The sequence below is a fragment of the Cryptosporangium minutisporangium genome (assembly GCF_039536245.1).
GTDB lineage: Bacteria > Actinomycetota > Actinomycetes > Mycobacteriales > Cryptosporangiaceae > Cryptosporangium > Cryptosporangium minutisporangium.
This window is the reverse complement of the sequence record NZ_BAAAYN010000022.1, coordinates 31,510-44,242: the sequence shown is the minus strand read 5'-3', so window position 1 is coordinate 44,242 and position 12,733 is coordinate 31,510. Positions and strand designations below refer to the sequence as shown.

The following is a 12,733-nucleotide window of genomic DNA, read 5'->3' as shown; positions in this document are numbered from 1 at the left end:
TTCGATCCTCAGGTGAGTAGGCCTGCTTCGACGTAGCGGTTCTTGCCGTTGCTCTTCGCGACGTACATGGCAGTGTCGGCGTCGCGAACCAGATCATCGGCGGCGGCACCGGCGCGGCTGATCGCGATGCCGATGCTGGCGGAGACGCGAGCCTGCGTGCCGGCGACGTCGATCGGTACCTGGACGTCGGCGATCACCCGTTCAGCGGTGGTACGGGCCTCGGCGGCAGTGGCGAGACCATCGAGAATGATGGCGAACTCGTCGCCACCGAATCGGGTGATGGTGTCGCCGGCGCGCAGGGCGACGCGGAGCCGGTCGGCGACCGCGCGCAGGACGGTGTCACCGGCATGGTGTCCCAGCTCGTCGTTGACCTGCTTGAAGCCGTCCAGGTCGATGAAGAGGAGCCCGACGAGACGTTCGGGGCGGGCCGTCAGCGCGTGGGTGAGGCGGTCGTAGAACAGCGCCCGATTGGCCAAACCGGTCAACGGATCGTGGAAGGCCAGGTGCTGCAGTTGCTGCTCGCGTTCCCGGAGTCGGGCTTCGACGTGTTCGCGTTGAGCGATGTCGCGTCGCAGCGCTGCCGTAGCCTGATCGACTTTGCGCAGCGCGCGGCTGCGGCTGCCGGCGAGTATTCCGGTCAGGGCCGCGAGCAGAAGAGTCAGGACAGCACCGGCCGCGAGCGTCAGCCAGCTCATCCCCCGATCAGTGGATTCCAGTAGACGGGTGGTCGGCCACATGGTGATCTGCCAGCGGCGTTGACCGATGAAGAGAGTGCGGTGCCGGGTCAGCGATCCCTGCTGTGCCCGCTGGCCGGGGCGCACCGCGGTGAGGACGGCGCCGTTCTCGTCGGACTCGGTCACGCTGGCCTGAATGGCGCCCTGGCCACGGTCGAGAAGGATCTGGGACAGGAAGTCCTGACCGCGCACGCTCATCACGATCCAGCCTGCGAATCGATCGGGCAACGCCGATCCTTGCGTTGTATAGATCGGTTCGGCGAACACTATCGACGACTGCCGAAGCTGTTCCGGAAGTTTTTGATCCCGGACGAGGTGGAATGCGGAGCTGACCGCCAGTGTGTGGCCCTGCCATGCGCGGCGCAGTGCATTATCCAATTGCGGAATGTGGGTCACGTCCAGGCCCGGAACGACCGCATTTCCGCCGAAGGCCCGGTCGAATATGACGAACGCGTGCTCCGCCTTTCCTGGCGCGGGTCGCAGCATCAGTCCCGTCGCGCCACGAGCGCGCCAGTTCTGTTGCACGGTGCCTAGTTGTGCGGTGGTGGCGGGAACGACGAAGCTGATACCGGCGACACCGGGTAGCCGCGCGCTCTCCAGACCCGCGGTGAGTCGAGCGTAGTCGTCGCTGAACAGGCTGGACTGGGCACCGACCGCGGCGGCGAGGACGTGCAAGATATCGCCGTAGTGGGCGGCACGATCGCTGACCCCGGCCGAGAGATCGTCGGCGTACCGGTCCATGAGCCGCCCCGCGTCGCGCATACCGCTTCGGTCGACCGTGTTGAACGCAGCGCTGGTGATGAGACCCCCGGTCGCCAGCACAGCGACCACCAACATCACGGCGACGCAGCTACTCCTCTGCGGTCTCCGCCATCGCACGCGCACCTCAATCTCATCGGCATCGACGACCGGACGCTGATACATCTGACCGTAAGCACTCGCCTGCTTTGGGTGGTCAGCCGGCTGATCGGCCCCGGTCGAAGGGCGGCGGATAGGCTCCCGGGCGTGCGGGGTACCACGTTGGCCATCGACTACGGTACGTCGAACACAGTCGCCATGCTGCGCTGGCCGGACCGCCGCACCCGTCCGCTGTTGTTCGACGGCTCGCCCCTGCTTCCGTCGGCGGTGTTCCTCGAACCGGGCGGTGCGCTCCGAGCCGGCCGCGACGCTGTCCGCTCGGCGCGGCTGCAGCCCGCCTGCTACGAGCCGAATCCGAAGCGACGGGTGGACGAGGGAACGCTGCTCTTGGGCGAGCACGAGGTGCCCATCGTCGCGGCGGTAGCAGCCACCCTTCGAATGGTCCGGGACGAGGCACACCGAACCGCGAACGAGTTCCCCGAGTCGGTGATCATCACGTGCCCGGTCGCCTGGGGCGCCAGCCGTCAGGCGGTGTTGATCGAGGCCAGCGCCCAGGCAGGTCTTCCCACGCCGCAGCTGGTACCCGAGCCGGTAGCGGCGGCGGCGTACTTCGTCGGCGTCCTGGGAAGCCGGATCACCGACGACCAGTCGGTCGTCACCTACGACCTCGGCGCAGGCACCTTCGACGTGAGCGTGGTGCGCCGGGGGCGGTCCGGCTTCGAGACGCTTGCGTACCAGGGCCTCGACGATCTCGGCGGGTTGGACTTGGACGCGCTCGTCGTCGATCAGATCAATACGGCGCTCGAAGCGACGCCGACGTGGCAGCAGCTGATCCACCCCGACTCACTGGTCGAGCGTCGGGCGTTCCGGCAACTCTGGGACGACGCCTGCGGAGCCAAGGAAGCCCTGTCCAGGAACTCGTCGGCCGAGGTTCCGATTCCTCTGCTGGACCGGGATGTCCACGTCACGCGGGAAGCCTTCGACGCTGCCGCCCGGCCGATGCTTGAGCGCTCCGTCGCGGTCACCGACTCCGCGATCCGCGCATCCGGAGTGCCGAAAGACCGCATCGGCGGCGTGTTCCTCGTGGGCGGCTCGACCCGGGTGCCGCTCGTCGCCACGCTCCTCCACCAACGGCTGGGGATCGCTCCGACGGTCCTCGACCATCCCGAACTGGTGGTCGCCGAAGGCGCGCTCCACGCCGTCGTCCAGCGCACCTCTGCCGACGCAGAACCGGTCGCAACGGGCGCTGCGTCCCGGAACGAGCGGGCCGAGTCGGCAAAGCCGGAGCGAGCGCTCCCCACCTCGGCGGTCGAGGTCGGCCCGGCCGGCATCACGATCGAGTCGCGTCCTTGGCTGGTCGCACTCCGTGGCCTCGCTCTGTCCGCGGTCGGTGGAGTGGTGGCGTTACTCGCCGTGATCACCATCGGCGCGACGCTGTTCGCGCTCCCCGTTCGCTATGAATACTTGTCGGATCCCGGCGGCGGCGTGCTGTTCGTCGGCGTGGGCGTCTTCGAGTGCGGCATCCGAGTGTTGGCCCGGGCGTTCGACAAGGCTGAACTCGGCATCGACCACGACCACCTGATCGTGCGCCTCGTCCCGAGGCTCGGACACCTCCTGGTGCGGCTGGTCGGGCATCTGCTGGTCGGGGGTGCGTTCGCGGCGGCCCTGTTCGCGGTGATCTGGAACGGTATGAGTACCGGAGGTGCATGGGCCGTAGCGATCGCGTGCGGCGCCGGCCTCGCGCTGTCCCTTGCCGCTGCCGCGGGGGAAATCGTGCGGTGGAGTCGGCGTCGGCGAAGGTTCTTGCTCATCGACACCGCTGCGTCGGCGGCGAGCGCCGAGGCGAAGCTGGACTGGCAGACGCTCACCGCAGCGGAGATCCGCCCCTTCGGATGGCGGCAGAGCCGGACGCTGTTCGTCGCCTTGAAGCCGGGAGTGGAGCCACCCGCGCTCCTCCGCCCGGTCCGCAGCTCCGAAGCCTTACGGGTGATGGATCTCGGCGCCTACTCGATGCCTGTTACTCGCGTGGCCGACGCGGTGCAGGCCGGGCTGGCTGAACGGCTGTCGGTGCCGAGTCCGAGCGGTGGTCGACGACGCTGAACGGGCGCCCTCAAGGCAGGTTGCGTACACGGCGCTCGGCAACGTCCGGCAAGTACTTCGCAGCGGTCACGAAATCGTTGTCGTCATGAAGAACAACGAGCCTTCGAAGGGCGGCACACCCACAGATCAAGAGATCAACGCAAGACAGTGACCGATGCGCACCGCTGCGCAGCAACCGATACTGAGCCGATTCCGTCCACTGCCATACGGTCTTCGGTACCGGCACGTCTGGATAAAGTTCAACGAGCATCTCGCCCATCTGCTCGTACTCAGCGAGAGTACGAGCGGACCGGCGAAATTCGGTGCGCTGCGGTGAACAGGTCCCGATCGCCTGACCGGAAACGACATCCCTCCATGCCTCGCGCACTTCTTGGTCACGAAGCAGTCGCCACAGCGCAGATGAGTCCGCCAGATAACGAATCACTCAGGCGCCTTGCTTCGCTGACGCAGTTCACGCCACCCCTCGTAGTCCCAAGTCTGGGCAGCTTCCGCATGGCGCTCCAACGCTGCGATACGGCGATGGCGGGCGGCGTACTCACGCAACGCCAAGTTCACCGTCTCCTTCTTGCTCTTCGCACCGGAGAGCTGCATCGCCTCGGCGAGTGCCTCGTCATCAAGATCGATCTGAGTGACGGTCATCGACTCCTCCTTGTTGGCGATGTTGGTCTTCCAACCACATCACCAACATACCGGCTCCGGACCGGCCGATCCCGTGCTCGACATCGCTCTCCACCGGACCCGTCGAGCACGCAGGTGGCCGGAGCGAATCGCTCCGGCCCACCGCGCACCGCGATCGGTCAGCGGGCCCGTGCCACCTCCGGCTGCGGCTCACCGGTCGGCTGCTCCTCGCCCGCAGGTGGCGACGATCGGCGGGCATCGCCGTGCCCGGGCCACCAGGCGGCGTGACCGAGCAGCGCGGTGACGCTGGGGACGAGGAACAACGACATCACGAACGCGGACAGCACGATCCCGACCGAGACCGCGAAGCCCATCTCGGCCAGGAACGACACCCCGGCGAACAGCATCGACGCGAACGTACCGGCGAGGATGAGCCCGGCTGCGGCGACGGACGGACCACCGTGGCGGATCGCCAGGGATGCGGCAGCGCGCGGCTCGTTGCCTGCTCGGGCCTCCTCGCGGAGCCGGGCGATCATCAGGATGTTGTAGTCGGTGCCGATCGCGACCACGAACAGGTACAGGATGATCGGCAGCGAGAACGACAGGCCGGGTCGGTCACCGACCCCCTGGAAGGCCAGGACCGTGGCGCCGAGCGTCGCCATGAAGCCGAGGCCGACCGCGATCATGAGATAGAGCGGTGCGACGAGGCTACGCAGGAGCAGCCCGAGGATCACCGCGATCAGCACTCCGGCCACCGGGAAGATCACCCGGAGGTCGCGGTTGTTCGCGTCACGGATGTCCGCGAACACCGAGCTGACGCCACCGACCAGCGCCGTCGTTCCGGACGGTGCCTGGTCGTGCGCGATGCGCCGCAGGTCGTCGCCGGCCAGGTCGAGCGCCGCGGTCGAGTACGCGCTGGTGTCCAGCAACAGGTTGATCTGGGCGGCCGTGCCGTCGTCGGTGATCGTGGCGGGCTTGCCGTCGGCTGCGGGCATCAGGCTCCCGACGCCCGGCACGCGGGTCAACGCCTGCGCATAGGCAGGGATCGTCGCCGGATCGATGCGCTGACCGTCGTCCGCGCGGAGGTAGACGGTGGTGGGGTTGAGCGCACCGGCGGGGAACCCGGTTTTCAGGTCCTCGAGGGCCCGCGCCGACTCGGTGTCGGCGGGGAGCTGGCCGACCTGGTCGTAGTCGACCTTGAGCCCGAACACGCCCAGCGCCAGGACGACCATGACGCCGCCAGAGGCGAGGGCGACGATCGCCGGTCGACGTCCGGTGAACCGGCCGAGGCTTGCGAAGACGCTGCCGCGAGGAGTGCGCTGCCACGACTTCGAGGGCCAGAAGACCTTGGGGCCGATGAGCGAGACGATGGCCGGCACCAGCGTGACCGACGCGACCGCCATGACGATCACGCCGATGGCGAGGCCCGGTCCCAGGCTCCGGAAGCCACCGAACACCGCGAGCAGGAGGGCTCCGAACGCGATCACGATCGCCGCGGCGGCCGACGCGATGACCTCACCGACCCGGCTGACGGCGGTGGTGAGCGCGCTCTTCGAGGCGTCCCCAGCGCGGAGCCGCTCGCGGTAGCGGAACAGCAGGAAGACGATGTAGTCGGTACCGACGCCGTAGAGCACGACGGTGAGGATCGTCAGCAGGGACTGGTCGACCTGCATGCCGAACGCCTTGACGAACAGCGTGATGGTCGCGCTGGACACGGCCGACACCACGCCGACGACGACCACCGGCAGGAACGCCGCGACCGGGCTGCGATAGATCACCAGCAGCAGGCCGACGACCAGGACGAGCGTCACGATGCTGACGATCATCAGCGCGCTGTCGAACGCGTCCTGGTTGTCGACGATGAGCGCGACGTCTCCGGTCACCGCGTAGGACAGTCCGGAGTCCGCCAGCGTGGACCGTGCCTTGTCGCGGATCGCGACGATCGCGTCGCCGAGCACCGGATCGGCGGGTGCGCCGATGAGCGCGATGTTGACGAGCTGGACCTCTTTGTTCGGGGAGACGGCCTGCGGCCCGGTGACCGCAGCGCCGACGTGCTCGATACCGGCGCTCTGCAGCGTCTGCGCGAGCCTGCCGACGCGCTCGGTGTCGGCCGGTTCGAGAGCCTGGTCGTCGTTCCGCTTCACGACGATGGTGGCGGTCGCCCCGTCGCCCTGGTCGAACGCGCGCTCGGCTAACTCCTGAGCCTGGACCGACTCGTAGCGGGAGGGCAGGAAGCTGGCCTGATCGGTGCTGACCTGGTCAGCCAGCGACGGCGCGAAGAACGAGCCGACGAGCAGCACGAGCCAGATCGCGACGACTTTCCATGGATGGTGGACGACGAGTCGCCCGAACTTCGTGAACATCTGAAGACCCCAAGCATTCGCGCGGTGGAGGGTGAGCAAGTTCGCGGTGAGGCCGGGCGCGACGGCGAGCCACGGGGGGAGCAGGAGCCAGACGTCGGCGACAGGAAGCGGCGGAACGCGACGTGGGAGATGCCCACCACGATCGTGAACAGCACCGGCACAACTCTGCGCGCTAGCTGGTGCGCGGTCATTTCGTCCTTACCTTCGGTGGTGGAGTGGCGTTAAAGGGTCAGCTCGTAGCGGCGCATCCGGCGGAGAAGGCGAAATCCGAGATCCTCGAGGGTCCCGACCGAGTGGCGGCCGTCCCCGGCAGTGGCGGTCTCGATCTCGCTGACATGCGGATGGACCTCACGCAATCGCCGAATCAAGGCGGCGTTGACCCAGCGTCCCAGCCGCCGCCCGCGGTGCTCGGGAAACACTGTCGGCCCGTATTGGCGGGCCCGCGGCTGGAGCTGGCCGCCGACGACCGCAACGACGTAGGCCGCCAGGTCGCCATCCATGTCGGCCGCGGTCAACACCGCGTTACCGGGCCGGCTCGGGCCGCGCAGTAGTGCCTCGGCCCCGGCCGTGCTCGGCAGGTCGCCGGTCCAGTGGGTCAAGCGGTACCCGGGATGCTCAGCATCGACCAGCTCCCCCAGCCACGCTTGGTGCACGTCGCAGTAGGTGAGCAGGTCATGGCGCCGGATGCGTGGGTTCCGAAAACCGTGCCGCAGGCAGAACGACTCCCCCGGCGAGTCCGGGGCCACGTCCGTGGCCAGTCGTGTCTCGGTGGCCCGCTCCTGCACGGCGGTCAGGAGCCGCGAGCCGATGCCGCGACGCCGCTGTTCCGGCTCCACGTAGAGCCGCAGCTCGGGAACGCTCGGCACCGAGGACGGGAACGGCAGATCCGGCCGCAGACTGGCCGACCCGACCACGGAGCCACTCGGCGCCACGGCGTGCCACCGCGAGACCCCGGGACGATCCGACACCGCCACGATGTCGGTCAAGCAGTCGCTCATGAAACAGACGATCGCGCCCGTCCAGGGCTCGAACAACGCAAAAGATCGAGCCGACGGATTAGCCCTCGGTTATCGTTCGAGGTCAGCCAGCCGTAGCTTCCCGATCGCGCGGTGGTGGGAGGAGAACCGGCCGGGTGGAACTGCGCGACATCGAGATTTTCCTGAAGCTGGCCGAAGAGTTGCATTTCGGGCGTACTGCCGAGCACCTCCGCGTGTCCCAGGCGCGAGTCAGTCAGTCGATCAAACAGCAGGAGCGGCGCATCGGCGGTGCCCTGTTCGAGCGGACCAGCCGCCGCGTGCGGCTCACCCCACTCGGCGAGCGACTGCGCGACCGGCTCGCCGCCGGCTACGGCGAGATCATGGCGGGCATCGACGAGGCTACGGCCGCCGCACGCGGGCATGCGGGCACGCTGACCGTCGGCGCGTTCGACACCCACCACACGGAGATCGCGGCCGTCCTCGACCTGTTCCGGCAGCGGCATCCCCAGTGCGAGCTCCGCCTCCGCGAGATCGTGGTGTCCGACCCGTTCGGCGGGCTGCGTGCCGGCCGGATCGATATCGCGGTGCTCTGGCTACCGATCCGTGAGCCCGACCTCACCGTGGGGCCGCACACGCACACGGAGCGGTTGGCGTTGGCGGTCGCCGCCGATCATCCGCTGGCCGACCGGGATCAGGTCGAGATGGAAGACCTCGGCGATTACCCGGTGTTGGGTCTGGACCGGCCCATTCCGGACTACCTCTTCGAGATGCACACTCCGTTGGTCACGCCGGCCGGGCGGCCCATCCGGCGCGCGCACACCGTGGCCACGCTCGCGGAAGGTCTTGCGGCGATCGCCACCGGTGCCGTCGTGTCCCCCGTCGGAGTCCATGTGGCCGTCACTCGGTCGCGTCGTGACATCACGTTCGTACCGATCACCGATGCGCCGGTCCTGCAGTACGCAGCGGTGTGGCGGAGCGCCAACGAGACGCCGCTGGTCCGCGCGTTCGTCCAGGCCGCCCTCGATGCCCGGATCCCTGCCTGACAGCGCAGTCGTTTCAGTACCCGGATCACGGCGGCAGCCGCACGGTCTGCAACTCAGTGTTGTCATGGCGGCGGTCGAAACAACGTTCAGGTGTCGGCTACACGGCCACAGGCGTACCGAGGCACGGGCGGCACGACTCGCGCGGAAGGGCGGCCGGAGAAGACGAACGCCCTGGCCTGCTCGGCGTACCGAGCGACCAGGGCGTTTGTGTCGACCTGTTGGGGTGGAGCTGAGGGGACTCGAACCCCTGACCCCCACACTGCCAGGACTGCCCTCGGCGACGCCGGGTGACCTCGGTAGCGCGCGGGCCGGGCACCTGTCGACCGGATCACCGCCACTCACCGTGGCTCCCCCACCAACCCTGTTCGATCGGGCACGGGTTGGGCACGCGCAAACCTCCGTCGGAACACATCCGTGAGCGCGAGCCGGGAGGTCGGCTAGTCTGTGCATCCTTCACATGGCACCGCGCGCAATCACAAAGAGGTGATATGAGCAGGTTTCGCGAGTTCCTGTACATAGATTCACCGGCGATCGAGCGCCTACTTGCTGAGGTCGACGAGTCAGGAACTCCCTCGACCGCAGGCGGCGAGCAGCCCGAAGACGCGAGCAATGCCAAGCGGTTTCGTCAGCTATGGCGAGAAATCACTAACGACGAGTACGAGACGGTGGCAGCCGCCGCAGCCGACCTGACCTCAACGTGGAACACCGCGACGGACAACAGCTTTTGTGAATTTTCTGGGCAACTTACCGTCCCGCCACTCATCGCTATGGTCTCTGCCGCAGACCAGCTTCAAAACCTTCTGCAACTAGGCCAGCGCCTAGGATTTCTCCCGATCAGTGGTAACGAGGATGAAACGCTCAAACAGTTGTCTGAGCTGCAAGAACTGATACGCGAGACATTCCCCGTTCTGTTCAAGATCGACCATATCGACGGAGTCGAGCTGCCAGCCCTACTCTACTTGGACCGTTCTTACACGAAGGTGAATGTCGATCGCTTCGCCGGCCGTGCCACTGTGTACGGCCGCGTCGTCGAGCGGGTGAGCAAGACCGACAGGAAGGAAATAATCCAAATTCCTGGGATGGCAAGTTTTTCGCAATTGAACCGCGAGCAGCGGCGAGCATCTGGCCGCAAAGGGCAGAAGCGGTCGAGCGAACCACAGGATCTTGTGATAGCTGGTCCGGCACTTGTAATTCGTCCCTATGCAATTCAACAGTAGGAGTCGGGCACGACCGACCGCCACTCATAAAGATTTCGAAGAACTCACTTCTCTCACGAGGTACTCGACTCCCATGGCATCTAACCCGCCGTCTCACGGATCAACAGAAAATGAACCGAACCTATTGGTTTCGCGCGGCGATCTACAGGCAGCGCTTGAGGATCGGATAGCGCTAGGAGAAGAGTTCAAAAGTCGGCAGATCGCTCAGCCAGGGAGCCTGAAAGAACTCCGGAACGAGTACTACAGCTGGGGCGAATATAATGTCACGCTTCTGAAGCGTTCATTCACGACCTCCGAACTCGCAAATGAATACTCCAGTAGGATCACCGTTGGATTCGGCGGATCATCCACCCCCGCCGAGGAATACCGCGAACTCATCGAAGACATCTCGGCGGATATACGGCGTCTGAACTCCATCAAGGATCGCCTCGCCCTCTACCCGGAAAGCACGCCTAAGACGGTTTCTAAGCGACGTGATGTCCCCAGTACGGCACAGGATGTCTTCATCGTGCACGGCCACGACAATGCGACGCTCCAAACGGTGGCCAGATTCATCAGGCAGGTCACACAGCGGGAGCCGGTGATCTTGCGCGAGATGCCTAACTCCGGGCGCACTATCATCGAAAAATTCGAGGACCATGCAGAATCTATTGGCTTTGCCATCGTATTGCTGACTGGCGACGATGAGGGCGGCGTTCGGGGCTCAGCCGATCTTCGGCTACGTGCACGACAAAACGTCATTCTAGAACTTGGATTCTTTATTTCAGCGCTTGGGCGCGAGCGTGTCGCCGCAATCCATGAAGCTGATGTTGAGCTACCTTCAGACGTAAGCGGAATGCTCTACACCTCCCTCGGATCCGACTGGCGGTTCGAGCTAGGCCGAGAGATGAGGACGGCGGGCATCGATGTCGATTTGAATGCGGCGCGTTAGGTCCATACCGCGGTTGACGATCGAACGCTCACCTTCGCCGTGCCCGGCGAAGGTGAGCGTTAGGGATGAATGGCCTCTAAAGGTGGCTGCTATACGTTCTCTAACCAGCGTCAAAATTCTATGAGATCAAGAAGTCTAGGCGCTCTCGAACCAGCTTGAACAGCGCCCGCCTATTCTTGTTGGACTCACTGACAGCAATCTTGCGTTCCTTTACCATTTCCACCAAATCTTCGTCGTCAAAAGCCAGGATGTAACCGCGACCATCGTGAGCAGTGTCGCGACAACGCTTTAAAAAGAGATCCTTCTTCATTAACCTTCGACATACAATCATTCCAACCCATCCACGCCGATCCGAGAAGCGACTGGATATTTGATCAAGTTCCGGGTTCTCTATATCGCGGGCATAGTTCTTACACTCAACGGGAACAACGGGCGCATGGTAGTTGGTCGTTAGCCAGAAGAATGTGCCGTATGGAGAAAGGTTGTCATAACAGATGTCGATGCGCTTCCGACCTTCATGTATTTCCTTCTCTAGTTGCACATTGGCGAGATGCGGGTAGAACAAAGCCGTGAGAAGCTTCTCCGCGGCCCGATGGTAGAGCGTTGCTCCGGCATTCCCAGCGGGGACCCTGCGCAGATCTGACAACAACTGGTCATAGTCCGGCGTCGGCACGTCAAGTTCGCGCGCCAAGTTTTCGTGCGATAGCGGGGGCGAACTCGTCTTATTTAGACTTTCCTTATACTTCGACAGCGCGCCTTCGAACTCCGTGCTGTACTCGATAATCGCCAGCTTCGACGCCGGATACTTCATCGCCAGCTCTTTGCGATAAGCCTCTTGGTCACCACTTTTGAGTAGCTGAACCAGCTTAGATGCGGAGTCCTTTTCTTTGTCCATCAAATGCTCCGTCACCAGCCTGCGATAAAACTTCTTTCTATCGAGAACGGGGATCTTGCGAGCGATTGATCTGGGCACTAGCAGAAGTCGCTCGCCGTCGATGCTCGGCAGTTCCACTTGATCCTCATGCCACTCCAAAGCATCTGGACTCCACACGGGTCCACTCTTTTGCAACTCCATCGGTATAGCGTAATAGCTACAGGCGCGCTGGGTGTAGCCAATCAGGGCCCCTCTGATTATGTGTGTGGTCATGTCCGACATGATGTCGAGGTCAATACCTTCGACAAAAAGTGCAGAGTCTTCCAGGTCGGAAAGCAGGCCAGACTGAGCCGCTGGGCTTTCCATGAGACGTTGAATCAAGTTCTCCGCATCTACACCTCCGAGACCACGCCCCCTTCCTGCCGTCTTCGAATAGCCTAGGTGCGTCTCATTTGGCTCCTTTAATTCTCCAAGAAGTTCAGTAAGGCGACTGTAATTCGTTGGCACCAGGGCTAATAGCACCTCCGTGAAGAAGGATTGCAACAGAGCTTCGCAGCTCTTGGACCACTCAGTTTCTTGGATGCGGATAGCCCGTGGATCAATGAAAAGGGGCACGTCCCGATCTACGTATACGTCGAGAAAGTCCAGGGCTGGCTGATTTCTGTCGAGACCAAAGTACTCGGAAACCCTCACCGAATCCGTCTCCCTCTACGATGGACAGGGACCTCCCGACTATAAGTGCAGACCGAGCATGAACTAGGGCCAAACTTAGATTTAAGAGACCGGCCTTATGGGGCAAATTGAGTTCGCTTGGCTTTCGGGGTTGTTAAGCTAATGGCGAGACTCGTGAGTGTTCCTGGTACCGGTCTGGCCAGCGGAATCAAGGGGGCGTCTGAGGACCGGGCGTAGGTAGATCATCGGCGCAGGAGCCCGCTCAGCATCCCATCACCGTTTCACGCCAGATCAGTCGTCCGCGACTCGTCGGACTCTTGGCTTCGGTGCTTTCGCCTAACGACGA

The 12,733-nt window shown here is 64.3% G+C and carries 10 protein-coding genes; 4 read left to right on the top strand and 6 right to left on the bottom strand.

Annotated elements, in window-relative coordinates; translation table 11 throughout:
* Positions 1-8: 8 nt before the first annotated feature.
* Positions 9-1,658: a diguanylate cyclase domain-containing protein gene (locus tag ABEB28_RS16600; protein WP_345729007.1), complete on the bottom strand. Its 1,650-nt coding sequence runs from the start codon at positions 1,656-1,658 to the stop codon at positions 9-11.
* 81 nt (positions 1,659-1,739) lie between these two features.
* Here ABEB28_RS16600 and ABEB28_RS16595 point away from each other — a divergent pair, with 81 nt between their 5' ends.
* On the top strand, positions 1,740-3,692 hold the full coding sequence (locus ABEB28_RS16595) for an Hsp70 family protein (RefSeq protein ID WP_345729006.1): 1,953 nt from the start codon (positions 1,740-1,742) through the stop codon (positions 3,690-3,692).
* A gap of 10 nt (positions 3,693-3,702) precedes the next feature.
* Here ABEB28_RS16595 and ABEB28_RS16590 read toward each other — a convergent pair whose 3' ends face one another.
* The 4 genes from ABEB28_RS16590 to ABEB28_RS16575 all read right to left on the bottom strand — a co-directional run bounded on the left by ABEB28_RS16590 (position 3,703) and on the right by ABEB28_RS16575 (position 7,671).
* Positions 3,703-4,116 carry a PIN domain-containing protein gene (locus ABEB28_RS16590; RefSeq protein WP_345729005.1) on the bottom strand — a complete coding sequence of 138 codons (414 nt, stop codon included), beginning with the start codon at positions 4,114-4,116 and terminating at the stop codon, positions 3,703-3,705.
* Entirely contained in the window at positions 4,113-4,331 is a 219-nt protein-coding gene (locus tag ABEB28_RS16585) for a type II toxin-antitoxin system VapB family antitoxin (RefSeq protein WP_345729004.1), read from the bottom strand. Before ABEB28_RS16585 ends, ABEB28_RS16590 begins: the two co-directional genes overlap by 4 nt.
* Positions 4,332-4,489: 158 nt before the next feature.
* Positions 4,490-6,673, bottom strand: a complete 2,184-nt coding sequence (locus ABEB28_RS16580) for an MMPL family transporter (RefSeq protein ID WP_345729003.1) — start codon at positions 6,671-6,673, stop codon at positions 4,490-4,492.
* Positions 6,674-6,894: 221 nt separating this feature from the next.
* Positions 6,895-7,671 (bottom strand): GNAT family N-acetyltransferase, encoded by a 777-nt coding sequence (locus ABEB28_RS16575; RefSeq protein WP_345729002.1) that lies wholly within the window; start codon positions 7,669-7,671, stop codon positions 6,895-6,897.
* 134 nt (positions 7,672-7,805) lie between these two features.
* Between ABEB28_RS16575 and ABEB28_RS16570 the strand changes: the two genes are divergently transcribed.
* The 3 genes from ABEB28_RS16570 to ABEB28_RS16560 all read left to right on the top strand — a co-directional run bounded on the left by ABEB28_RS16570 (position 7,806) and on the right by ABEB28_RS16560 (position 10,841).
* The gene (locus ABEB28_RS16570) at positions 7,806-8,693 is read left to right on the top strand and encodes a LysR family transcriptional regulator (protein ID WP_345729001.1); all 888 of its coding nucleotides are present in this window, start codon (positions 7,806-7,808) and stop codon (positions 8,691-8,693) included.
* A 488-nt stretch (positions 8,694-9,181) separates the two neighbouring features.
* Complete coding sequence (locus tag ABEB28_RS16565) at positions 9,182-9,910, top strand: DUF6414 family protein (protein WP_345729000.1); 729 nt, start codon at positions 9,182-9,184, stop codon at positions 9,908-9,910.
* Positions 9,911-9,983: 73 nt separating this feature from the next.
* The gene (locus ABEB28_RS16560) at positions 9,984-10,841 is read left to right on the top strand and encodes a TIR domain-containing protein (protein ID WP_345728999.1); all 858 of its coding nucleotides are present in this window, start codon (positions 9,984-9,986) and stop codon (positions 10,839-10,841) included.
* Positions 10,842-10,959: 118 nt separating this feature from the next.
* On the opposite strand, the gene ABEB28_RS16555 is transcribed toward ABEB28_RS16560, so the two are convergent.
* Complete coding sequence (locus ABEB28_RS16555; RefSeq protein ID WP_345728998.1) at positions 10,960-12,408, bottom strand: hypothetical protein; 1,449 nt, start codon at positions 12,406-12,408, stop codon at positions 10,960-10,962.
* Positions 12,409-12,733 lie beyond the last annotated feature (325 nt).

Coding starts and splice junctions, on each gene's coding strand:
- ABEB28_RS16600 (WP_345729007.1), bottom strand. CDS start 1,658: ATGTATCAGCGTCCGGTCGTCGATGCCGATGAGATTGAGGTGCGCGTG.
- ABEB28_RS16585 (WP_345729004.1), bottom strand. CDS start 4,331: ATGACCGTCACTCAGATCGATCTTGATGACGAGGCACTCGCCGAGGCG.
- ABEB28_RS16580 (WP_345729003.1), bottom strand. CDS start 6,673: ATGTTCACGAAGTTCGGGCGACTCGTCGTCCACCATCCATGGAAAGTC.
- ABEB28_RS16575 (WP_345729002.1), bottom strand. CDS start 7,671: ATGAGCGACTGCTTGACCGACATCGTGGCGGTGTCGGATCGTCCCGGG.
- ABEB28_RS16565 (WP_345729000.1), top strand. CDS start 9,182: ATGAGCAGGTTTCGCGAGTTCCTGTACATAGATTCACCGGCGATCGAG.
- ABEB28_RS16560 (WP_345728999.1), top strand. CDS start 9,984: ATGGCATCTAACCCGCCGTCTCACGGATCAACAGAAAATGAACCGAAC.